General features: G+C 71.4%; 12 protein-coding genes. 7 read left to right on the plus strand and 5 right to left on the minus strand.

Annotation, left to right across the window (positions count from 1 at the left end):
- Nucleotides 1-52 precede the first annotated feature (52 nt).
- Complete coding sequence (gene pglW / locus ACZ4K2_RS27390; protein ID WP_467468058.1) at nucleotides 53-4,492, plus strand: BREX system serine/threonine kinase PglW; 4,440 nt, start codon at nucleotides 53-55, stop codon at nucleotides 4,490-4,492.
- A gap of 28 nt (nucleotides 4,493-4,520) precedes the next feature.
- Here the strand turns inward: pglW and ACZ4K2_RS27395 are convergent, their stop codons facing one another.
- The 3 genes from ACZ4K2_RS27395 to ACZ4K2_RS27405 are packed head-to-tail and all read right to left on the minus strand — an operon-like array spanning nucleotide 4,521 to nucleotide 7,911.
- Entirely contained in the window at nucleotides 4,521-5,981 is a 1,461-nt protein-coding gene (locus tag ACZ4K2_RS27395) for a hypothetical protein (RefSeq protein ID WP_467468057.1), read from the minus strand.
- Entirely contained in the window at nucleotides 5,978-7,393 is a 1,416-nt protein-coding gene (locus ACZ4K2_RS27400) for a KGGVGR-motif variant AAA ATPase (protein WP_467468055.1), read from the minus strand. The genes ACZ4K2_RS27395 and ACZ4K2_RS27400 overlap by 4 nt, the downstream gene beginning before the upstream one ends.
- Nucleotides 7,390-7,911 (minus strand): hypothetical protein, encoded by a 522-nt coding sequence (locus ACZ4K2_RS27405; protein ID WP_435192513.1) that lies wholly within the window; start codon nucleotides 7,909-7,911, stop codon nucleotides 7,390-7,392. Before ACZ4K2_RS27405 ends, ACZ4K2_RS27400 begins: the two co-directional genes overlap by 4 nt.
- A gap of 163 nt (nucleotides 7,912-8,074) precedes the next feature.
- Here ACZ4K2_RS27405 and pglX point away from each other — a divergent pair, with 163 nt between their 5' ends.
- Nucleotides 8,075-11,812 (plus strand): BREX-2 system adenine-specific DNA-methyltransferase PglX, encoded by a 3,738-nt coding sequence (gene pglX / locus ACZ4K2_RS27410; RefSeq protein ID WP_467468053.1) that lies wholly within the window; start codon nucleotides 8,075-8,077, stop codon nucleotides 11,810-11,812.
- Between the two features lie 48 nt (nucleotides 11,813-11,860).
- Here the strand turns inward: pglX and ACZ4K2_RS27415 are convergent, their stop codons facing one another.
- Together ACZ4K2_RS27415 and ACZ4K2_RS27420 are read right to left on the minus strand one after the other, a co-directional pair.
- Nucleotides 11,861-12,052 carry a DUF397 domain-containing protein gene (locus tag ACZ4K2_RS27415; RefSeq protein ID WP_435192516.1) on the minus strand — a complete coding sequence of 64 codons (192 nt, stop codon included), beginning with the start codon at nucleotides 12,050-12,052 and terminating at the stop codon, nucleotides 11,861-11,863.
- Nucleotides 12,049-12,930 (minus strand): helix-turn-helix domain-containing protein, encoded by an 882-nt coding sequence (locus ACZ4K2_RS27420; RefSeq protein WP_467468050.1) that lies wholly within the window; start codon nucleotides 12,928-12,930, stop codon nucleotides 12,049-12,051. The genes ACZ4K2_RS27415 and ACZ4K2_RS27420 overlap by 4 nt, the downstream gene beginning before the upstream one ends.
- A gap of 148 nt (nucleotides 12,931-13,078) precedes the next feature.
- Between ACZ4K2_RS27420 and ACZ4K2_RS27425 the strand changes: the two genes are divergently transcribed.
- The 5 genes from ACZ4K2_RS27425 to ACZ4K2_RS27445 all read left to right on the plus strand — a co-directional run bounded on the left by ACZ4K2_RS27425 (nucleotide 13,079) and on the right by ACZ4K2_RS27445 (nucleotide 23,949).
- Nucleotides 13,079-13,540, plus strand: a complete 462-nt coding sequence (locus ACZ4K2_RS27425; protein WP_467468048.1) for an ATP-binding protein — start codon at nucleotides 13,079-13,081, stop codon at nucleotides 13,538-13,540.
- Between the two features lie 173 nt (nucleotides 13,541-13,713).
- The gene (locus tag ACZ4K2_RS27430; RefSeq protein WP_467468047.1) at nucleotides 13,714-17,679 is read left to right on the plus strand and encodes a BREX-2 system ATPase PglY family protein; all 3,966 of its coding nucleotides are present in this window, start codon (nucleotides 13,714-13,716) and stop codon (nucleotides 17,677-17,679) included.
- Nucleotides 17,679-20,501, plus strand: a complete 2,823-nt coding sequence (gene pglZ, locus ACZ4K2_RS27435) for a BREX-2 system phosphatase PglZ (protein ID WP_467468045.1) — start codon at nucleotides 17,679-17,681, stop codon at nucleotides 20,499-20,501. Before ACZ4K2_RS27430 ends, pglZ begins: the two co-directional genes overlap by 1 nt.
- Nucleotides 20,498-21,829, plus strand: coding sequence for a BREX system ATP-binding protein BrxD (gene brxD / locus ACZ4K2_RS27440; RefSeq protein WP_467468043.1), 1,332 nt, complete (start codon nucleotides 20,498-20,500; stop codon nucleotides 21,827-21,829). The genes pglZ and brxD overlap by 4 nt, the downstream gene beginning before the upstream one ends.
- On the plus strand, nucleotides 21,826-23,949 hold the full coding sequence (locus tag ACZ4K2_RS27445) for a DEAD/DEAH box helicase (protein WP_360819405.1): 2,124 nt from the start codon (nucleotides 21,826-21,828) through the stop codon (nucleotides 23,947-23,949). Before brxD ends, ACZ4K2_RS27445 begins: the two co-directional genes overlap by 4 nt.
- The last annotated feature ends 11 nt before the right edge of the window (nucleotides 23,950-23,960 follow it).

The raw sequence follows: 23,960 nt of genomic DNA on the forward strand, positions 1-23,960 counted from the left end.
GACCAGGCACTTTCGCATCGTGTCCGTGAGGAAAGCCTGGGGAGGCCGGACGGTGACAGCTCAGTCAGGCACGTCGGCATCGAAGCCCGGCGTACCCAAGCCGGGCCCGCCGCGCCCCGCCCGGCAGTGGTTCCAGGACCGTCCCTCGCCATACCCGTGGGAGCAGGACGCGCTGGACCATGTGCGGGGGCTCATGCCGCAGGCCGAGCCGTTCCGTGCCTGGGCCACGTTCTCCTTCACCGCGATGTCCGGCCGCGTCAACGAGTGCGATCTGCTGGTCGCCGTTCCCGCCGGCCTCTTCCTCATCGAGATCAAGGGGCATCCCGGGCAGCTCCGCAACACCGGGTCGACCTGGAACTTCCAGGGACCCGACCGCATGCGGACCATCAACAACCCCCTGCACCTGACCGACCTGAAGTCGAAGGAGCTGAAGAGCCAGCTCCAGTGGGCGGCCCGCAAACTGGGCCTGTCCGAGCGGGTGGTCCCCCGGGTTGAGCCCGCCGTGTTCCTGTCGTCGCCCGACCTGGAAAGCCACCTGGACGAGGTCCAGCAGATCAAGGTCTACGGCCGGGACGACGGCGGCAGCGGCCTGAAGCGGATCTGGCAGGACTTCCTCGGTCTGCCCCCTGACCGTCCCGACCGGCGCATCACGCCGGAGTTCTCCCGGCACACCCTGCCGCAGCTGCTCAAGACGATCGGGATCCGCCAGTCCACGGCCCACCTCCGCTTCGGTGACGCCTGGAAGATGGAGCCGCACCCGCTGGACGCCGGACCCTCCTGGGAGGACCGGCTGGCCGTCCGGGACGACGGCCTCGTCCAGGAGGAGGGCCGGGTCCGCATCTACCTGGTAAGCCAGAAGGCGACGGAGGCGGCCCGCCGGGCCACCGAGCGGGCCGCCCGCCGCGAGTACCAGGTGCTGCAGGGCATCACCCACCGCGGCATCGTCGACGCGCTCGATTTCCGCGAGCACCAGGGCGGACCGGCGATCCTCTTCCGCCACCGGCACGGGGATCTCCGCCTCGACCAGTACCTGGACACCTACGGCGGCAGGCTCACGCCCGAGATCCGCCTGGACCTCGTCCGGCAGCTCGCCGAGGCGGTCCGCTACGCGCACAACCGCTCCCTCTACCACCGGGCGCTCGCGGCCCGCTCCGTCTATGTGTCGTTCCGGGCCGACGGGGCGGCTCCCGAGCTGCGGATCACCGACTGGCAGACAGCGGCGCGGGACTTCGACAGCAACGCCACCTTCTTCCGTTCCATCGGCGGCTCCGCCCTCGACGCCGCTCTGATCGAGGACGCGGCCCGCGTCTATCTCGCCCCCGAGTCGGACCAGCCGTACGCCGACCCCGCCGACCTGGACATCTTCGGTCTCGGTGCGGTCGCCTACCTGATCCTGAGCGGCCGCCCGCCGGCCACCCAGCGCAGCGACCTGGCCGAACGGCTACGCAGTGACGGCGGCCTGCGCCTGTTCGCGGTGACCGACGGCCTGCCCGACGTTCTCGACGACCTGGTCTTCCGGGCGACCCGCGCTGACGTCAACGAGCGGCTCGGCTCGACCGAGGCGTTCCTGGATCTGCTGGACGAGGCGGAACGCGCCAGTATCCTCCCCGACTCACCGGCGGCGGCCTGCGTCGACCCGCTCGAAGCGGCGCCCGGCCAGTCGCTGGACGCCGAGTGGACGGTGCGCCGGGTGCTCGGCACCGGCGCCACGGCCCGCGCCCTGCTCGTGGAGCGGGCCACTGAGGACGAGGAGGGTCGCACCCAGCTCGACGAACACGTCTTCAAGGTCGCCCTCGACGAGGAGAAGGCGGGTCGGCTGCGCGCCGAGGAACGGGCCCTGCGCAAGGTCGGCGGCGGCTCCGTCGTCCAGCTGCGCGGCGAGGGGCTGCGGGAACTCGGCGGGCGGACCGTCCTGGAGCTGGAGTACGCCGGTGAGCAGTCGCTCGGCGAACGGCTGCGCGGCAAGGGGCGGCTCACCTACCACGAGCTGGAGCGTTTCGCGGACGACCTGTTCCACGCCTTGGACCAGCTCGCCGCGCAGGGCGTGCGTCACCGCGACATCAAACCGGACAACTTCGGCATCCAGCGCCGCAAGGACCGCACCTGGCAGCTCAAGCTGTTCGACTTCTCCCTGACGGACGCCTCCGACCGGGACGTGAAGGCGGGCACGCGCGGCTACCTCGACCCGTTCCTCGGCTCGATGCGCCGCGCCCACTACGACGATCACGCGGAGCGGTACGCCGCCGCCGTCACCCTCCACGAGATGGCGAGCGGCGAGCGCCCGCTCTGGGGCGAGGGGCAGCTCGACCCGCTGACCAACGAGTCGGCCGAACTCCACGTCGCCACCGAGCTGTTCGAGCCCGCGCTGCGCGATGGACTGACCGCTTTCTTCCAGCGCGCGATGCACCGCGACACCGAGCAGCGCTTCGACACGCTGCGGCAGATGTGGGACGCCTGGCGGGAGGTATTCCGGGCGGCCGACGCGACCGCGCCCGCCACGACCCCCTCCACCGTGGGCACCTCGTCCGACGACCCGGAGGAGGCCCGCGACCGGGCCGCCGCGGCGGCCGACCTGACGACGCCGCTGGACGCCGCCGGCCTGTCCCCGCGTGCCGTGTCGGTGGCCGGCGGACTCGGCGCCACCACGGTCGGGGAGCTGCTGGACATTCAGCCGTATGCCATCTCCAAGGCGCGCGGCGCGGGCGCCCTCGTCCGCAAGGAACTCAACCGGCGCCGCAAGCAGTGGGCCACCGCGCTGCGCCCGGCGGCGCCGTACGCGCCCCGCAGGCAGGCGCCGGACGACACCGGCCGCAAGCACTCCGCCTCCGGCGAGGGCGAGCCCCGCATCCTGTCGATAGACGACATGGCCGCGCTCCTCGCCCCCGAGCCGGGCCGCAAGGGCTCCCACCGAGCCGACGTCGTACGCCTCACCCTGGGCCTGCCCCCGGACGACGGCGGACTCTCCCCGCTCGGTGTCTGGCCCGTGCAGGCCCGGATCGCCGACCACCTGGGCATCAAGCAGACCTCTGTCTCCCGGCATCACCGCATCGAGATCAGGAGGTGGGCGGAGGCGGACTGGCTGGACCCGGTCCGCACCGAGCTGACCGAGATCCTCCAGTCCGTCGGCCGGGTGATGACCGCCGACGAGGCCGCGGCCGAACTCCGGGCCCGCCACGGCGCCGGATCGGACACGCCCGAGCGGACGCTCGCCCGGGCCCTGGCCGTCGTACGGGCCGCTGCCGACGCGGAGACCACCGAGCGCCCGGACGAGGACCCCGACGGGCCGCACGAGCCCCGCTTCGCCGTACATCGGCGGGGCGAGACGGTCCTACTCGCCGCCGAGTCCCTGCCGGGCGCGGACGACCCGAGCCCGCGGGAGCTGGCGGACTACGCGGCGCTCCTCGGCCAGGCCGCCGAACGGCTGGCACGGCAGGACCCGCTGCCCGGCCGCGGCGAGGTCCTGCGCGTCCTGCGCGCCGTGCCCGCACCCGACGGGTTCGCCCCGCTCGCCGACACCCGTCTGGTGTCCCTGGCCGCCGCGACGGCCCCCGGCGTCGCGGCCACCCCCCGGCTGGAGCTGTACCCGCGTGATCTGAGCCTGGAGCGGGCGCTGCGCATCTCCCAGGCGGGCGCGGGCGTCCGCCGCGACCGGGGGATCACCGTCGGCGAGCTGGTGGCCCGCCTGCGTGCCCGCTTCCCGGGTCTGGACCTGGTGTCGGGCTCCCGTGAACCCACCCACGTGGAGCTGCTGGACGCCCTGGAAGGGGCGCGCTTCGACCTCGTGTACGACGACGAGGCGGAGAAGTTCTTCCCCAGGGCGCCGGAGTCGACGGGCACCTGGAGCTCCACCGGTGCCCTCACCAGCTACCAGCCGCCCACCCCGGTCACCCGGGCCGAACGGGAGGACCCGCACGGCCCGCTGCGGGAGCGGCTCACCGCCGTGGCGGAACGGGGCGGCTTCCTCGCCCTCACGGTGAAGCCGAACGCGTTCGCGGGAGCCGCGGAGACCGTGGCAGCCGCCTTCCCGGTCGAGGCGGTCGATCTGTCGGACGTGTTCCTCACCGCCTTCCGCGCCCTGGCCGCGGAGAAGGGCCAGGACTGGCGGAAGGTCCTGCGCGCCGACAGTCTCTCCGTCCCCGGCGGCATCAAGCCGGGGCTGGCGTCCTTCGTCCGAGTGGTCTGGCAGCGTGTGGAGGAGGCGGTCCTCACCCGCGCCGACGCGCCGCGCACCGTGGTGTTCCTCCACGACGCCGGCCTGGTCGCCCGCTACTGGGACGAGGGCGGCCACGGCTTCCTCGTCCGGCTCCAGAACGCGGCCCGCCGCCCCGCCGACGCGCCGCACGGCCTGTGGCTGCTGTGCACGGTCGAGACACGCGCGCAGGAGCCGAAGCTGGACGGGCGGACGGTGGAGGTGATCGGCGGGGACGGGGAACGGGAGCACCTGGACAAGGAGTTCCTGGACTCGCTGCGGGTGCCGGCCATGACCGGCTGAGCGCCCCCGGCCTGCACCGGCCGCCGACTCAGGCCCTGCGGCGCACCCCGCCCTTGCGGCCGATGTCGAACGCCAGCCGGTACACGTCGGGCAGGTCGAGGGCGCCGGTGGTGCGTTTGGTCAGGACGCCGAGTTCCACCAGTTCCTCTATCAGCGCGAAGGGATCGTCGGCGTCACGGGGGCCGCTGTTCTCGTCGTCGTTCTCCCCCCTACGGCGCAAGATTTCCGCCAGCCCGCCCTGCGCCCAGTACTGGCGGACGTGGGACGGCTCCATGGGTACCTGTCCGCCCTCCAGCAGCTCTATGGCGGTGGCGGCCCAGCCGATGTCCTCCTTCAGCTCGTCCACCCGGACCCGCGACGCCTCGTGCAGGCTCTCCCGCAGCGCCTCGTAGTGCAGCGGGTACGGCTGTGTGGCGTACCGCTCCGCCGTCAGGTCCGCGGCCGTGCGCAGGGCGAGCAGCCAGGTCCTCGGGCTTACCCGCCCCTTGCCGTCCTGGAGGTGGTTCGGCACCCAGGTGAACGTGTGGCCCTTGCGCCGGTCGGTGCCCATGTAGGACCCCGCCAGAGCGACGAAAGCCCGCTCCTGGCACTTCTCGTCGGCGATCAGGTCGACCGGCGCGATGAACCGCCCCTCACCTTGCGTCTCCCACGTGCCGTACTGCGCCCGGAACTTCTCCGCCTCCCTGCTCGGATGGTTCCCCAGCCGGTGGAAGAGAAGTCCGTAGAGGTTCTCTCGGCTCCACGTCAGATCGGCCGCGTTGGCCCCCAGTTTCGAGGCGTCCGCGAACGCCTTGGGCGCGCTGTCGTACATGTCCGGGCGGACGAAGATCTTGGCGCGCAGCGCCCCTGTGGTCAGCCGCAGTTCCAGCGCCACCTGGAACAGCGCCGACACCAGCCGGTCGGCCGTCCTGCGGTCGGAGTGCAGGTGGTCCAGGGCGTCGAAGAGCAGCACACGCGTCTCGCCGGTGTCCCGGGCCTCCCGGTCGGCCCTGCCGAGCGCGTCGTCGTACGCGTCTTCGTTCGCCGCGGCCCAGCGGATACGGTCGGGCCAGTCAGCCAGGCTCGCGATCTGCGGTACCTCGAGCGCCATCATCACGACCGCGCGCCAGAAGATGTCATAGGCATAGCTGTCGGGGTCGATCACGTCCCGCAGCAGTCTGGCGATCTTCCGCTTGCCCGGGTAAGGGGTCTCACTGTTGCCGCCCGCCCTGAACGCGGTGGTGACCCGGACTCGCCGTAGCCGCGGCATCATGTACGACCGCGCGGCCACCTCCCTCAGCTCCGGATCGATCAGCGCCTTCGCCCAGTACGTCTTGCCGGTGCCGCGGGCGCCCCGGACCACGGTCACGTCGGGGTCGAGGGCGAGGCGGTGGCTGGACGGGGTGAACAGGCGTTGCCGGTCCGGGCCGTCCGTGTCCGCGTCGAGTGCGGCACCGAGGGCCCTGGAGATCAGGGTGCGGTACTCGTCGGTGGTCGGCGGGGCGGTCATGAGGACTCCGGGGCGGGGTGCGGTGGCGGCAGCAGACGCTCCACCGTAGTCGTGAACGTCCGGTACGCGGCCTCGACGAACGGCAGCTCGGGCCAGTCGCGGCTGCGTAGGGGGTCAAGGCCCACCAGGTCGTTGCCGAAGAGGATCGGGATGGGGGCGTGCGGCGCGTCGTCGTCCTCCAGGGGAGGGTGGTACAGCTCGTCTCCCTCGTCGCCTGCGTCGTCTACGTTGTCCGGGCCGTCCTCGTCCGTGCCGAGCTGGTCGTAGAGGGTGTCGGCGAACAGCTGCTGGGCGCGGTCGCGCAGGGCTGGCAGCCGCTTCGCGTCCCCGGCGGAGTGGAACATGGCCGCCACGATCCGCAGCCGCTCCCGCAGCTCCCGGGCCAGGGCCGGCCGCTGCTGCCACTGCTCGAACAGCATCTTGTAGCCCTCCCAGGTGGAGGGATTGTCCACGGCGAACAGCAGGGCGAGCCCGCTGAGATGGGTCAGGGTGACCGCCGCGATGTCGTGCATCCCGGCCCTGCTGTCCAGCAGGACGACGTCCGGTGGCCGCGACAGCTCGGACACCTGGTCCTCGCAGGCGGCGATGGCCTCCTCCAGCCGCGCGGCGAACGGCCGGTCGCCGTCACCGGGGTTGAGTCCGGCGAGGTCGCTGTAGATGCGGTTCAGTTTGGCGAGGTAGTCGTACGGCTCCCCCGCCAGCGGTGAGCCGCCTGCCGGGGCGAGCCACACCTCCCCGTTGCCCTTGACGGGCAGTGCGGAGCTGCGTGCCACCAGCTCCAGCCCGTCGGCGTTGCCGACGCCGCTCTCTATCAGGTGGTCGACGATGCCGTGTCGGGGGATGCCGGCGGGGTCCTCCAGCAGGTTCGAGACGCCCGGGGACTCCAGGTCGAGGTCCACCACGAGCACGCAGCGGCCCGTTCCGGCGAGGTACCGGGCGAGGACGGCGGTGGCGGTGGTGCGCCCCACCCCGCCCTTGAATCCGTACAGCGCCACTCGCCGGTCGCGGCGCCCGAGGGCCCCGTCGGTCGGGGTGCGGGCGCCCCGGGCCCAGTCGGTGCCGATGACGGTCCGCTCCAGCGCGTGGACGCTGCCGGCGGAGCCTTGCCGTGGGCTGACCGGTGCGCGGTCCTCGGCGTCGAAGTACAGCTCCGGTGCGAAGAGCTTTTCACCGAAGAGGAGGGGTTCGAGGCCCGTGAAGGGGCGCGTGGCGGCCACGAACGCGTCACGGAGGGCGACGACGTCCGCGTCGTCGTGCGCGAGGGGGCGTCCCCGGTCGTCGATGAGCAGACAGGCCCGGCCGAGCACGTCCCGGGTGACCACGACGTCCATGCCGAACTGCGCCGCCGCCTGCCGGGCGTGGTCGCGGGCGGCTTGCCAGGCGGTGTCGAAACGCGCACGGGAACGGCTCATGCGCGGGTCCTCGTGCCCAGGATGCCGGCCTGTTCATGGGCGGCGATGAGGTCGTACGCGGCCTTCAGGTGCCGGTCGACCCCCGCGTCGGTGATCGCGGTGCCGTCGCAGTAGCGGCCCGCGACGTCCCAGCCGGCGAAGGGGTTCTTCCAGATGAGCTGCGTGAACAGCGCGCCCGCTCCGCCTCCCCGGCGGCGGTGGGCGACGGCGGTGAGGTGTTCCCACAGCTCGGGGAGGTGCCCGTGTTCCTGCGGTCTCCACTCCCGCACGCCTGGGGCGCCTTTCTTCTTCACCCAGGTGGCGACTTCGTCGTTCACCAGTCGGTTGCGGGTGTTGAGCTGAGAACCCAGGAAGTCGGCCAGGATGGCTTTGATACCGCATTCCGCCGCCAGCCCGGCCAGATGGTCGGCGGATATCCGCAGGTTCTCCTTCGCGGCCAGTACGGCGGCGCGATAGTGGTTCCTGCTCGCCGTCGCGAACGCGGGTGGCTGTGTCGCGGAGGGTGTCGAGGCCGTCACGACGATCACTTTAGCGAGCCGATCAAGAGGCTCGCGGCGGCTTTTCCCAGATCGCGACCACCCTGGGCCGCCGTACGGAGGCACAAGTGCGGCAGGATGGGAGGTCCGGTCCGCGGCTGACGCGGTGGGGCGCTGACGCGGTGCAGGGAGAAGGAAGCGAAGAGTGACGGTGACGACTACGGGCACGGACAAGGCGGCCCTGCTCAAGGACCTGAAGAAGCTGGTCGTCGACCTGGAGGACGACCTGCGGGCCCGCAGCGAGTCCGAGGATGAGTTCCGCACCCGCCTGGACCGCGAGTGGCGCGAGGCCAAGGAGGCCCGGCGCACCGCCCTGTCCTACCCGGCCTGGCGGGACGAGCGCGTCACGCAGGCCGCCGTGGCGTGGGTCCTGGGCTGCGTCTTCGTCCGCTTCTGCGAGGACAACGGCCTGATCGACGAGCCGTACCTCGCCGGTCCCGGCGAACGCCTCGCCGAGGCGGAGGCCCGGCACGAGGCCCACTTCCGCACCTACCCGCACCACAACAACCGCGACTGGCTGATGGAGGCGTTCCGCCACCTGGCGGGCACCAACGAGACGGCCGCCGGCCTCTTCGACGAGCGGCACAACCCGCTGTGGGGACTGACCCCCGGCTACGAGACGGCGACGGAACTGCTGATGTTCTGGCGCCGTTGGGGCGCGGACGGCGAGATCCGCTACGACTTCACCCACCCAGAGTGGGACACCCGCTTCCTCGGCGATCTCTACCAGGACCTGAGCGAGCACGCCCGCAAGACCTACGCGCTGCTCCAGACCCCGGAGTTCGTCGAGGAGTTCATCCTCGACCTCACCCTGGAACCGGCGGTCGCGGACGACGGCCAGGGCTTCGGCCTCAACCCGGTCTGGACCGGCCCCGACGGCCGTGAACGCCGCGGCCTGCGCACGATCGACCCGGCGTGCGGCTCCGGCCACTTCCTGCTCGGCATCTTCCACCGCCTGCTGGACAAGTGGCGCCAGGCCGAGCCCGGCACGGACGACTGGACGCTGGTCCGCCGGGTCCTGGAGTCCGTCCACGGCTGCGACAAGAACCCCTTCGCCGCGAGCATCGCCCGCTTCCGGCTCCTGGTAGCCGCGATGCGCGCGGCGGGTACGCGACGGCTGGTGGAAGCGCCGCCGTTCCCCATCAACGTGGCGGTGGGCGACTCCCTCCTGCACGGCCGGGACGCGGCGGGCATCCAGACCGACCTGGACACGCTGTTCGCGGAGGCGATCGTGGGACGCGAGGAGGGGGAGACGTACGCGTACGCCACCGAGGACGTGTGGGAGTACGCGAAGCGGGTGGACCTGCTGGGGCGCGGGTCGTACCACGTGGTGGTGGGGAATCCGCCGTACATCACGGTGAAGGACAAGCAGGAGAACGAGAACTACCGGGCGGCGTACGACGCGTGCGCGGGGACGTACGCGCTGTCGGTGCCGTTCGCCCAGCGCATGTTCGAGCTTGCGGTGAAGGGGCCCGGCGGGCGGCTAGGTGGCGGTGGGTTCGTGGGGCAGATCACCGCGAACTCGTTCATGAAGCGGGAGTTCGGCAAGAAGCTGATCGAGGTCGTCTTCCGGAACCGGGTCGAGCTGTCGCATGTCATCGACACCTCGGGCGCCTACATTCCAGGGCACGGCACGCCGACGGTGATTCTGGTGGGGCGCAACCGGGTTCCCAGCCCGGATCGGACGGTGCGGGCGGTTTTGGGTGTGCGGGGGGAGCCTGCACAGCCGGAGGACGCGTCGCAGGGCGCTGTGTGGCGGGCAATTGTCGAGCAGTTGGGCAAGCCGGGGAGTGAGTCGGAGTGGGTCTCGGTGGAGGATGCAGCGGCGGTTGAATACTTCGCGCATCCCTGGTCCTTGACTGGTGGTGGGGCAGGAGACCTGTTCGCCATTTTCGAGCGGGCGCGTGCCAAATTGTCGGACGTGTCGCTTGAAGGTGGTCGGACTACGCATACGGGTCTGGATGACGCGTTCTATCTGCCGCGCTCCGCTGTGCACACCCGCGGACTGGCGAACGGATGTGTCGCCGTAGTTCGAGGTGAAGGGCTGCGCGATTATGTCCTTTCATCCCCGATGCAGACCTTCTTCCCCTACTCGAATGGGGGAGATGCGCGCGAACTTTCTCAATGCGAGGAGCAGTTCCTCTGGCCTAGTCGAACCGTACTTCGTCAGCGCGTGGACTTCGGTGAAACGCCAGAGGAGAGAGGACTGCGTTGGTTCGACCACAGCATGTTCTTTCCGCGCCGCTTCCGAAGCCCGCTCTCTGTCGCCTTTCCGTTTGTAGCTACACACAACCACTTCGTGCTGGATCGGGGCGGCAAGGTATTCAACCGAACCGCTCCAGTGATCAAGCTGCGCGAAGGGGCTGGTGTTGATGAACATCTGGAGTTGTTTGGACTCCTCAATTCATCGACCGCGTGTTTCTGGCTGAAACAGGTCAGTCAGTCCAAAGGGAACGGTGGTATCGGTGGCGGTATCTCCGATGAGCTGTGGGAGCACCGTTTCGAATTCACCAGCACCAAGCTGCAAGAGTTCCCCCTTCCGGTCAAGCTCCCGCTCCACCTCGGCCGCGTCCTTGACACCCAGGCGCAGAAGCTCGCCGAGTTGGAGCCTTCGGCCGTGGCCGCCACTGTCGTGCCCACGCGGCAAGCACTGGATGACGCGGAAGCCGAACACGCCAAGATCCGTCGCCGCAGCATCGCCCTGCAAGAGGAGCTGGACTGGCAGGTCTACGGCCTCTACGGGCTGCTCAGCGACCGCGAGGTCGCCCGGACCGTGACCCCCGAACCCGACCCCGAGACCATCCCCGAGGTCAAGCTCGGCGAGCGTGCCTTCGAGATCGTCCTCGCGCGGAAGGCCGAGGCCGGGGAGGTGGAGACCGCCTGGTTCACACGCCACGGTTCGACCCCCGTCACCAAGATCCCCGCCCACTGGCCGGACTGGTACCGCAAGATCGTCCAAGCCCGCATCGACCTGATCACCAGCCGCAAGGACATCGCCCTCATCGAGCGCCCCGAGTGCAAGCGCCGCTGGGCCACCGACTCGTGGGAGAAGAAGGAACGCGCCGCGCTGCGGAACTGGCTGCTGGACCGTTGCGAGGACCAGGACCTGTGGTTCGAGGTACGTGACGGCCTGCGCCGACCACGGACGCTGACCACCAACAACCTTGCCGACCGGCTCGGATCCGACCCCGACTTTACGTCCGTCGCCGCGCTGTACGCCACCGACCACCTGAAGAAGCCTGACCTCCCCCTCGCGCAGATCCTCAACGAGATCATCGCCGACGAGCACGTGCCCTACCTCGCCGCGATGCGCTACAAGGACTCCGGCCTGCGCACCCGCCGCGAGTGGGAGAAGGTCTGGGAGAAGCAGCGCGAGGAGGACCGTACGGGCACGCGGCTCGACATCGACCCGCCGACCAGGTACAAGTCCTCCGACTTCCTCAAGCAGTCCTACTGGGCCCACCGGGGCAAGCTCGACGTCCCCAAGGAACGGTTCATCTCCTACCCGGAGGCGGGCCCGGACAGCGACTCCACGCTGATGCTCGGCTGGGCCGGCTGGGACCACAAGGACCAGGCGCTGGCACTCACGCAGCTGATCGAGACGCGCGTCAAGAGCGACGCCTGGGGCGCCGAACGGCTCGTGCCACTGCTCGCCGGGCTGCATGAGGTCATGCCGTGGGTACGCCAGTGGTACAGCGCGTACGACGACGAGTGGGAGGGCTCACCGGCTGAGGACCTGGAAGCGGAGTTCCAGCGCTACCTGCGCATGCACGGCGTGAGCGAGGCGCAGATGAAGGACTGGCGTCCGGTGCGGAAGACGCGGGGGCGGAAGGCCGTACAGCGCCGGGAGAAGACCGAACAGCCGGAGCTGGACGACGCGTAGAGCGAGGCGAAGGGGGAGAGCCACTGCGCTCTCCCCCGAGCTGCCGACTCAGCGGGCGGTGCCGGAGGCGTGCGCGGTGAACGCCGACCAGGCGGTGGGGGACATGCGCAGGGGCTGGAGGCGGGTGTCCTTGGAGTCGCGTACATGGACAGCTTCTTGGGACAGGGCCACCTCTACGCAGTTGTCACCGGCACCGCCGCTGTAGCTGCTCTTGAACCAGGCAAGTTCGGTGGTGCTCATAAGGCTCCTCGCATCTGCTTCAGCAGGCTCGCGGTGGCCGTCCGGCTCAGAGCCTGCGAGCGCATCTTTCCATAGCGCTGGAGCATCGCACTGACCGATTTCGGGTCGGTGATGAGGACGCTGGTCTCTTGAGCTTCGACGTACCCCACCCACTTGTTGTCCGGTGTTTCGGCCAGGTACTTCGGGCCTTCGAACCCCGAGTGGTCCTCCTGGCGCAGCGGCATGACCAGGATCTTCACGTTGCGGCGACGGCCCTGCTCCAGCAGGTTGTCGATGAGCGCCCGCGTCACCTCGGGGCCACCCATCCGGCGTTCAAGCAGCGCCTGCTCGATCATGAAGGAGAACGACGTGCTCGGGCGCTCGTGCAGGAGCCGCTGCCTGGTCAGGCGAGCAGCCACCTGCTGCTCGAACTGCTCCTCAGCCAGCGGCGGCAGCCTGCGCTCGAAGACTTCCCGGATGTATGGCTCGGGCTGCAACAAGCCTGGGACCACCCGGCACTCGTACGCATAAAGCGACACCGCCTCCTCTTCAATCCCGGCCCACTGCCGGAACCACGACGCCAGCCCCGCCCTCCGCGTAAGACTCCGCGCCGCGGCTCCCAGCACCTTGGCCGCGGCGGCCCCCAGTGCCGGTTCCGCCCGCGACGGCAGGTCGCTCGGCGGAAACCGCTTCCCCTGCTCGATCTTGGCGACGTAGGCGGTGGAGTACTGCACCCGCTGGGCGAACTCCTCCTGGGTGAGCCGGGCCTCCTCCCGCAGCGCCTTCAGTACCGCACCGAAGGGTTTGAGGCTGTCGGACAGGTCGTGCTCCCCGTTCGAGCCCCCGGCGCCACCGCCACCGCCCCCGCTGCTGATCGCCCCGCCGTTGTCCGTCGCCATACAGCCGCCTCCCCGTGCACCGTGCACACGAACCCGCTCCATGGTTACGCACCGTGACATACCCAGTCCAGCGAGTGAACCAGTACAGCCGACTCTGTATCGGCGTCGGTCCTGTTGGCGGGGATGCGACGGCGGGACCTTGGTCCGCATGCCGATGCCGCAGACCCAAGTCACCGTCACCGTACGTACGTTCGCCCAGCGTTTCTCCTCGACCCGCCGTGGAGCACGCCTCGCCCGCCGGCTCGCCGCGCACCAACTGGAGGCGTGGGGCGTGCCGTACGGCTCCGCCCCGTCCGACACCCTCCTACTGATCGTCGCCGAGCTGGCCGCCAACGCCGTCCGGCACGGGCGCGTACCGGGGCGTGACTTCGTGCTGCGGCTGGTGCACCGGCCCGCCGCCGCGCTCGTGCGCGTCGAGGTGTCCGACACGCATCCGGCGCTGCCCGTGCGCCTGGCCCCGGCGCCCGAGGACGCCGAAGGGGGCCGGGGCCTGCTCCTGGTCGACGCGCTCGCCTCCCGCTGGGGTGTGACCGAGCGCACCGGGCCGGGCAAGACGGTCTGGGCGGAGCTGGACCTCGCGGAGGGGACCCGAGCCGGGCACTCCACGTGAGCGCACCCGGCCGTCCGGGCCCGGACGATCACCCACGGTGAGACCCCTCCCCGGAGGCGTGACGATCTCTCCTCCCGCTGTCGGACCCACCTGGCAAGATGGACGGTGCGCCAACGCCTGAGGGGGGGCGCTGTCCGGGCCGGCCGCCAGCACAGTGAGGGAATGATCGCCTGATGTCGACCACAGAGCTGTTCCTCCGCGATGTCATCGACATCAAGGAGGACGTCCACGCGGGCGATTTCAAGGTCGACCTCTCCCAGGGCTTCCACGAGGCCGACGAGCGGGTGGCGGAGTACGTCGTCACCGAGCAGTTGCAGAAGGCGTTCCGGCAGGCGCTCGGCGTCGTCGGGAAGGCCGTCCGCACGGGCGACTCGCACGCCGCGTACCTGCACGGCTCGTTCGGCGCCGGTAAGAGCCACTTCCTCACCGTGCTGCACGCCGTGCTCAAGAGCCACGAGGGGGCTCTGCACAAGCCGGGGCTGAAGGAGGTCGTCGCCGAGCACCGGGACTGGCTGGGCGGCAGCCGGTTCCTGATGATCCCGTACCACCTGGTCGGATCGACGGACCTGGACTCGGCGCTGCTCGGCGGGTACGTCCACACCGTGCGGGAGCTGCACCCGGAGGCGGCGACCCCCGCCGTCTACCGGTCGGACGCGCTGCTCGCCGACGCGGACCGGCAGCGTAAGTTCCTCGGTGACGACGACAAGTTCCGGCAGTGGCTCGGCGCCGGGGCGGTGGCCACCTCCGGCCGCGGGGGCGCGGACGACGAGGACGACCTGCCGGGCATCGACGCCGGAACCGAGCTGCTCGGCAGCGACGGCTGGAGCAGTGCCGAGCTGGACCGGGCCTTCGCCGCGCCGCCCGGCAGCGAGGAGCGGGAGCGGCTGGTGTCGGCGCTGCTGACCGGGCCCATGGCCGCGTACACGCAGGCCGCCCGCGGTGACGCCCAGTCCTTCATCCCGCTGGAGAACGGCCTGAAGGTCGTCTCCCGCCACGCCCAGTCGCTGGGCTACGACGGCGTCGTCCTCTTCCTCGACGAGCTGATCCTGTGGCTCCAGGCGCACATGGGTGACCAGGACTTCGTCCGCGACCAGGTGCAGCGGCTGGTCAAGCTGATCGAGTCCGCCGACAGCGGCCGGCCCGTGCCGATCATCTCCTTCATCTCCCGCCAGCGCGACCTGTCCCAGCTCATCGGCTCCGACGTGGCCGGCGCCGACGTGCAGAACCTGGAGCAGCAGGTCGACTACCTCGCCGGCCGGATCGACGTCGTCGAGCTGGAGGACAGCAACCTCGTCGAGATCATCAAGCACCGGGTGCTCGCCCCGCGTCCGGGCATGGAGCAGGCGCGCGACGACGCGTTCAAGATCGTGGAGTCGTCGCGGGACGAGGTGCGGCAGGTGCTGCTCGACGCGCAGGGGCGCACCGAGGCGAGCTGGGACGACTTCCGCACCCTGTACCCCCTGTCCCCGGCCCTGCTGAACGTGCTGGTGGATCTCTCCGGCGCGCTCCAGCGCGAGCGGACCGGTCTGAAGCTGGTGCAGGAGCTGCTGCGGCGGCACCGCGACGATTTGCGGCTCGGCCAGCTCGTCCCGATAGGCGACCTGTGGGACGTGATCGCCGCGCGGACCGGTGAGGCGTTCACCGCCAGGCTCCGCAAGGAGTCGGAGATCGCGCATCGCTTCCACGCCCGCGTCCGCGAGCACCTGCTGACCAAGTACGGCTCGGCGGACGACAAGCGCTTCCGGACCGACGAGCGGCTGGTCAAGACGCTGCTGCTGGCCTCCCTCGCTCCCAACGTGCCCGCCCTGACCCGGCTCACCGGCGGCCGGCTCGCCGCACTGAACCACGGCACGATCAGGACCCGGGTGGGCGACGCGGGCGCCGTCGCCGTCAAGCGTCTGCAGGAGCTCCAGGCCGAGGGCTTCGACGGCGAGCTGCGCAGCGAGGGCGACCCCGCCGACCCCGTCTTCCACCTGCACCTGTCCGACCTGGACGTCGAGCCGCTGCTGGAGGAGGTGCAGGGCGTCGCCGACCAGGACGGCTACCGCCGCCAGTGGATCAAGGACCAGCTGTGGGCCGCGCTGGGCATCCCCGACACCCAGGCGTTCGTGTGCGAGCGGACCGTCGTCTGGCGCGGCACCAAACGCACCGTCGAGTTCGTCTTCGGCAACGTCCGCGACCCCCACCTGCCCGACGCCGAGTTCGCGCCGCAGACCGAGGGCAACATCCGCTTCGTCTTCGACTACCCCTTCGACGGCCACGACCACTCGCCGATGGACGACGCCCAGCGGGTGGAGCGGCTGAAGCGTGCCGGCAAGACGGCGCCGACGATCGTCTGGCTGCCGCACTTCCTGTCCGAGCAGAAGGCCCGCAGCCTCGGACGCCTCCTGAAGATCAACTACCTGCTGGAGCGCGACCGGCTGGACGACCACACGGCGACCCGCCCCGCCGAGGAGCGCATCCAGATCCGCAACCAGCTCAAGGCGTCCCGCGACAGCCTGACCACCCAGCTCACCGACGCGCTGCTGCAGCTGTACGGCATCAACAGGGCCGAACCGGGCACCGCGGGAGCCGAGGTCCGCGACGGCGAACACCTGATCTCGCTCCAGCCGGGCTTCACGCGCACCCGGCCCGAACCGGCGGTCGGCTTCGAGGAGAACCTCTTCCTGCTCGCCGACGGGCTCCTCGGCGCCCGCCACCCCAAGCACCCCGACTTCGACCCGCGGCTCACCCGCAAGGCCGTCACCACCCGCGAGCTGAAGACCGCGCTCGAATGGATCACGAAGGCGATGGAGGACGGCTCACGGCGTGTCGTGGTCGACAGCCACCAGCTGCCCGTCGTCCGCCGGATCGTGCACGCCCTCCAGCTCGGCGAGGTCCACGACGGCCCGCTGAACGTCACCACCGACTGGCGCCTGCGCATCAACAAGAAGGCCGCCGAGACCCCTGACGCCGGCCCGGACCTGTCCGTGGAGGACATCCGCGACTGGATCGAGGAACTCGGCTACACCGGCCTCGACCGCCACGTCAGCAACCTGATCATCGCCACGTACGCCCTGCTGGACGACCGCACCTGGGTCTACCAGACCTCGCCGCTGCCCAAGGCCCCGGAGCTGGAGCGGATCGGCCCCGGATACGGGCTGAGGGCCGTGGAACTGCCCACCGAGGAGGAATTCCACACCGCGCTCGGCCGTGCCGGGACGATCTTCGGCCGGACCGTCTCGCGTGTCCTGTTCGCCCGCAACGTCGCCCGGCTCGCCGAAGGCGTGCGCGCGGTCGCGGAGGAACACCGCGTGGCCCTCGGTGAGGTGCGCACCCTCCTGACGGAGCACGCCCACCACCTCGGGCTGACCGGCGCCGACGCACCCCGCCTGAAGTCCACCAAGGCCGCCGCCGACCTCGTCGCCCGGCTGCTGCGCACCACCGAACCGGCCGCGTGCGTGCGGGAGCTGGCCGCCGCCGCGTACGACGTGACCGACGAGGACATCGCGGGCGCCCTGCGGCACGCTCCCGAGGTCGCCGCCGCGCTGCGCGGCACCCAGTGGTCCCTGCTGGAAGACGTGCGCCGCGACCTCGCCGTACGCCAGGACGGCCTCGGCGAGCGGGCGGCCCGGTTCCTGGACGAGGTGCACCGCGCTGCCCGCGAGCACGAGCAGACCGTCTCGCTCGTGCCCGTCCTGGACCGGCTCCCGGACACCGTCATGGCCCTGATGCGCGAGGCCACCCGCCTCGCCCAGCCCGCCCGGTCGGCCACTCCGCCCGTGGCGCCCCTCACGCCGGAGCCGACCGCCGAGGACGTCAGCCTCACCGACCACGGCAAGCCCCCCGTTCCCTCGACGCCCACTCCGGAACAGCCCTCCACGCCGGACGACGCCTCCCACGGCGGGAGCGGCGCCCAGACCGTGGTCCCGGCACAGGCGGGTCGCCGGCGCGCCGTCCACCTCGTCGAGCCCACCCAGCTGGAGGTGTCTCTGGCGACCGCGGTCACCGAGATCGACGCGGAGATCCGCGCCTACCTCGCCGCCCACCCCGGCACCCGCATCCAGGTCACCTGGCAGCCGGTCGCCGACACCGGGTCCGCGACCGACACCTCCGCCGGAACCGAGGCGGAAGCGGACGGCGAAGGGACCGCCGGCTGATGGCCCCGGCCCTGCCCCGAGTGGGCCGCCGTACCGTCGAGGCCCTGCTCGCTGCGCTCGCCGAGGACCTCGGCGAGCGCAGCCTCGTGCTCGTCCACGGTCAGTACGCGCCCGGCGCCCCGCCGCAGTTCACGATCACCCTGGACGGCGAGGCGCGGCGCGTTCACGTACGGGACGAAGCCTCCGTCCTCGGCGTCGTCGACGCCCTGCACGAGCACCGGAGCGCGGCTGCTTCCTCCGATGTGCTCGTGGTGACCACGGGCGTCGACGACGAGCAGCTCGGCTGGGACGTACGCGGCAGAGCCGTACGGCGAAAGACCCTCACCGTCGAAAACGCCGAGGTCGTCCTGCAGCGTTTCGGTGCCACCGGCCTGGACCCGCGGATGTACCGCGAGCGGTGGCTGCTGGAAGCCCTGGTCGAAGCGGAGCCCGCCGAAGCCGGCTGGCCGCGCGTCGGCGGCGTGCTGACCCGGGACGCGGCCCTGCGCGCCCTGACCGCCGAACGGCTCGGCCTGCGTGCGGTGCACGGCTCCCCCGGCCAGGACGGGCAGGTCACCCTCGACGCCGACACTCTGCTCGCCTGGTCCCGCACACCCGCCGGTCCCCGGCGGTTCGCCGAACTGGGCGCCACCGAGCGCGCCGAACTGAAGAAGTGGCTCGCGGAGGTGGCCGGACCGGCCGTCCCCGTGCTGCTGTCCCTCGCCGAAGCTGGCCTCGGCCACGACGCCCTGCCGCTCGGACTGCTCGGCGCCGCACTGCGGGACCCCGCCGCCCAGCCCGACACGGTGCTCGCCCTTGGCGGACTGTTCGGGCAGGTCATGCCGCGGCGGTCGGAACTCGCCGTGTTCACCGACGCCGTGGAGGGAACCCTCACCCGCTGGATCGCCGACGCCCGCACCAGCCACGACGCCCGCCTGCGCGTCGTCGCCGTACTGGAGAGGGCCGACGAGCTGGCCGAGAAGGCGGGACTCACCCCCGGCCTCACCGCGAGCCGGTTCCTCCCTTCCAGCTTCACCGCGCAACTGCGCCGGACCGTTGCCGAAGCCCGCCGTTCCCCGGCCGCCGGCGAGACCGCGCTGGCCGACCTGCTCGGCCACGCCCTGGCCGGCCTCCGCCCGGACCACGTCCAGGCCGCCGAGACGGCCGTACGGGTGGCGCGCTGGCTCAGCGGCCCCGAGCCCGCCGTCACCGGCGTGGCCGCCGCCGTGCGGGCGCACGTCTGCGACTGGGGCTGGGTGGACCGGGCGCTCACCGTGCTGTGGGCGGGCGACCCCAACGGCGACCTGGAGACCGGACGGGACCTGCGCGCCCTGTACGAGCAGGCACGTGAGCGCAGGCAGCTCCTCGATCAGGAGTTCGCCCCAAGGCTCGCCGCCTGGGCCGCGCACGCCACCGCCCAGCACCCCGACGGCTGCCTCGTCGTCGAGAACGTGCTGGACACGGTCGTACGCCCGCTGGCCGGCCAGGCCGCTCCGCTCCTCCTCGTCCTCGACGGCATGAGCAGCGCGGTCGCCGCCCAGCTCGGCGAGGAGGCGGAACGCGACGGCTGGCGTGAGATCGTGCCGCGCCCGGAGCCCGGTCAGTCCCCCGCACGGCTCGCCGCCGTCTCGATGCTGCCGTCCGTCACCCGCGTCAGCCGTGCCTCCCTGCTGGCGGGCGAGGCCACCGACGGCGGCCAGTCGGCCGAGACGAGCGGCTTCACCGCCTTCTGGAAGCGGCGGCGCAAGGCGGCGGCCCTCTTCCACAAGGCCGCCATCGGCGGCGAGGCGGGCCACGCGCTCTCCCACGAGCTGATGACCGCCCTCGCCTCCGACGCCGTGGTGGGCGTGGTCCTCAACACCATCGACGAGGCACTCGACAACGGCCGGCACGGCCGCGGCACGACTTGGTCCCTGGCCGATGTCACGCACCTGCGGGAACTGCTCGCCGCCGCCCGCAGCTACGGTCGCCCGGTCGTCCTCGTCGCCGACCACGGACACGTCCTGGAGCGTGGCAGCCGCAGCGACGGCCCGACGATGGCCGCCGACGGCGCGGAGTCCGCCCGCTGGCGCACCGGCGACGCCGCGGGGGACGGGGAGATCGCCGTCCACGGCCCGAGGGTGCGCGAGGGCGGGGGAGCGGTGATCCTGCCGTGGCGCGAGGACATCCGCTACACCGGGCGGCGCGCCGGATACCACGGCGGGGCCTCCCTGGCCGAGGTGACCGTCCCGGTGCTCGTCCTGCTCCCGGCCGGGGAGGAGACCCCGAAGGACTGGGTGCCGCTGCCGCGGGAGCTGTCCACGCCGGACTGGTGGCGGACGCATGTCAACCGAGACGCTCGCCAGCCCACTGTCGTGCCCGCTGATCAGCCGGTGGTGCCCTCGCCCACGCGCCCCACGGCACCCTCCGAGAGCGCGCCGGCCACCGAGGCGCGGCCGTCTGCCCGGACGGAGGCCGCACCGCCGGTGGCGCAGTCTCTGGGGACGTTGGTGGTAAGCAGCGAGGTGTACGCGGCCCAGAAGGAGTACGTCCGCAAAGCGCCCGAGGCGAAGGTGGTGGCCGCGGTCATCGACGCGCTCGTCTCCGCGGGCGGAACCATGTCCCCGGCCGCTCTCGCCACGGCGATCTCCGCCACCGGGCGGGTCCGCCGCAACATCGAGGGCTTCGTCACCACGGTGCAGCGGCTGCTGAACGTCGAGGGGTACCCCGTCCTCGGGTTCATCGACGGCGGGCACGCGGTGAAGCTCGACGTGCCGCTCCTGCGCGGGCAGTTCCTGCCGGAGCAGAGCGCGCAGCAGACGGACGAGGCCGAAGACGGACACCGGGAGGAGGAGAAGGCGTGACCGAGCCCGCCTCCGTGAGCGCGGTCCGCCGCCGCGAGGTCATCGACGCCCTGCGGCGCGGCACCGTCCCGCAGTCCGGCCTCGGCCTGTTCGCGGTCGGACTGGACCGGTTCGAAGCCGCCCTGGACGACGACCTGGCCACCGTCACCCGTGGCGGTGCCGCCTTCCACGCCGTCCGCGGCGACTACGGCTCCGGCAAGACCTTCTTCGCACGCTGGCTGGCCGAACGCGCCAAACGCGCGGGACTTGCCACCGCCGAGGTGCAGATCTCCGAGACCGAGACACCGCTGCACCGACTGGAGACCGTCTACCGCCGGCTCACCGAGCGCCTGGCCACTGCCACCCACCAGCCCAGCGCACTGCGCGCGGTAGTCGACTCGTGGTTCTACACCCTGGAGGAGGAGGTCCTCGACGGCTCGGAGATCGACGAGGACGACGAGGAAGCCCTCGCCGCGGCCGTGGACACGCTGATGGAACGCCGGCTCGCCGACGTCGCCCGCACCACGCCCGCGTTCGCCGCCGCTCTGCGCGGCTACCGCCGTGCCGTAACCGCCGGGGACGGCGCCACGGCGGAGGCCCTGATCGCCTGGCTCGGCGGCCAGAAGTCCGTGGCCGCCTCCGCCCGTCGGGCCGCAGGAGTGCGCGGAGATCTCGACCACTTCGCCGCGCTCGGCTTCCTTCAGGGACTCCTGACCGTGCTGTGCGACTGTGGCCACCCGGGGCTGCTCCTCGTCCTGGACGAGACGGAGACCCTGCAACGCGTCCGCGGCGACGTCCGGGAGAAGGGCCTCAACGCACTGCGCCAGCTCCTCGACGAGATCGACGCCGGACGCTTCCCCGGCCTCTTCCTCGTCATCACCGGAACCCCCGCGTTCTACGACGGCCAGCAGGGCGTCCAGCGGCTCCCGCCCCTGGCCCAACGGCTCGCCACTGACTTCTCCACAGACGCCCGCTTCGACTCGCCCCGCGCCGTCCAGCTCCGCCTGCCCGGCTTCGACCTGCCGCGCCTGGGGGAACTCGGCCGGAAGGTGCGGGACCTCTACCGGGGCGCGGCCCGCCACCCCGAGCGGGTCACCGCGCGGGTCGACGACTCCTACGTCGGCGAACTCGCCACCGCCGTCACCGGAGGTCTGGGCGGCAACGTCGGCATCGCCCCCCGCGTCTTCCTGCGCAAGCTCGTCGCCGACGTGCTCGACCGTGTCGACGAGTTCGAGGACTTCGACCCACGCAAGCACTACCAGCTCACCGTCTCGGCCGGCGAGCTGACGGACACCGAACGCAACGCCGCCGCCGACCGGGCGGACGACATCGAGCTGGAACTGCCGTGACCACCGCCGACGGCCTGGAACCGGCGCTGGTCCACCATATCGTCAACACCCTGGGCTGGAAGGACCTGCGCCCGCTCCAGAAGGCCGCCGTCACCCCGCTCACCGCAGGAGACGACGCCCTGCTGCTGGCCCCGACGGCCGGCGGCAAGACCGAAGCCGCCTGCTTCCCCCTGCTGTCCCGGATGCACGCCCAGGGCTGGTCCGGCACCTCGGTGCTGTACGTGTGTCCCCTCAAGGCGCTGCTGAACAACCTGCTGCCGCGCGTGGAGACCTACACCGCCTGGCTCGGCCGGACCGCGGCCCTGTGGCACGGCGACACACCGGCCGGCGCCCGGCGGCGCATCCTCGCCTCCCGGCCCGACGTGCTGCTCACCACTCCCGAGTCGCTGGAAGCCATGCTGGTCAGCGTGAATGTCGACCACGCGTCCTTCTTCTCCGGGCTGCGGGCCGTGGTCGTCGACGAGGTCCACGCCTTCGCCGGCGATGACCGTGGCTGGCACCTGCTCGCCGTGCTGGAGCGCCTGCAAAGAGTCGTGGGCCGCTCCGTACAGCGCGTCGGCCTCTCCGCGACGGTCGGCAACCCCGAAGCCCTGCTCACCTGGCTCCAGGGATCAGGAGCGGGGCGGCGCCCCGGGCACGTCGTCGCGCCCCACCTGGCCGAGACACAGCCGACATCGGCTTCCGTACCACCGGGCGACATCCAGCTCGACTACGTCGGCTCGCTCGACAACGCGGCCACCGTCATCAGCGCCCTCCACCGCGGCGAGAAGCGGCTCGTCTTCTGCGAGTCACGGCGCCTGGTGGAGGAGCTGGGCGCCAAGCTACGGGCCAAGGGCGTGACCACCTTCCTCTCGCACGCCTCACTCTCGCTCGACGAACGCAGACGCGCGGAAACCGCGTTCGCCGAGGCGCGCGACTGCGTGATCATCGCCACGAGCACCCTGGAACTGGGCATCGACGTCGGTGACCTGGACCGGGTCATCCAGATCGACGCGCCCACCTCGGTCGCCTCCTTCCTACAGCGCCTGGGCCGCACCGGACGCCGCCCCGGTACGACCCGGAACTGCCTCTTCCTCACCCTCGACCAAGGCGGGCTCCTGGCTGCCGCGGGACTGCTGCTCCAGTGGTCGCGAGGCTGGGTCGAACCGGTCACCGCACCGCCCGAGCCCCGGCACATCGTCGCCCAGCAGCTGCTCGCCCTCTGCCTTCAGGAACACCGCGTCGGAGACCGGCTCTGGCAGGAGTGGTGGAACGGCCTGGGACCGTTCGGAGGGTCCGCCGAGCCGATCGTCCGCCATCTCGTGGAGGAGGGATACCTGGACCAGGACGGCGGCATGCTGTTCATCGGACCCGAAGCCGAACGGCGCTTCGGACACCGCCACTTCATGAACCTCACCGCCGTCTTCACCGCACCCCCGCAGTTCACCGTCCTCCAGGGCCGCACCGAGATCGGCCGCATAGACCCCGCCCTGCTCACCGAGAGAGTCGCCGGCCCGCGCAGACTTCTCCTGGCCGGCCGCAGCTGGCAGGTCACCTACATCGACTGGCGTCGCAAACGCTGCTTCGTCGAGCCGGTGGACGGCGGCGGAAAGGCCAAGTGGAGCGGCACGGGCTTCGGCCAGGGCACCTCCTTCGAGGTCACACGTGCGGTGCGCGAGGTGCTGCTCGGCACGGATCCGCCCGTCGCCCTGACCCAACGCGCCACCTCGACGCTCAAGGAAGCGCGTGAGATCTTCCTGGAGAAGGTTCACCCGGGCGGCACGTTGATCATGCGCGACGAATCGGGTCAACTTCGCTGGTGGACCTGGTCAGGTCACCGCGCGAACGCGACGCTGGCGGCCACGCTGGAGGGAATCGCCGTACCGGCTCAGCGCATCAACGATCACTGGATCCGTCTGCGGGAAGACCTCACGCCACCGGTGTGGAAGGAAGCCCTGAACGAGGCTCCGGACAGGCTCTGCCTTCCCGCCGTCGACGAACGGGCGGTACGAGGGCTGAAGTTCGGGGATGCGCTGCCGCCACGCCTGGCGGAGGCGACGCTGTCGGCCCGACTGGCGGACCTGGCTGCCGCAACAGCAGTACTAGCCGAACCCGTACGTTTTGTCGCCGCCTATAAGTGAAGCGGCACATG

Source organism: Streptomyces sp. NPDC025833 (assembly GCF_055558055.1).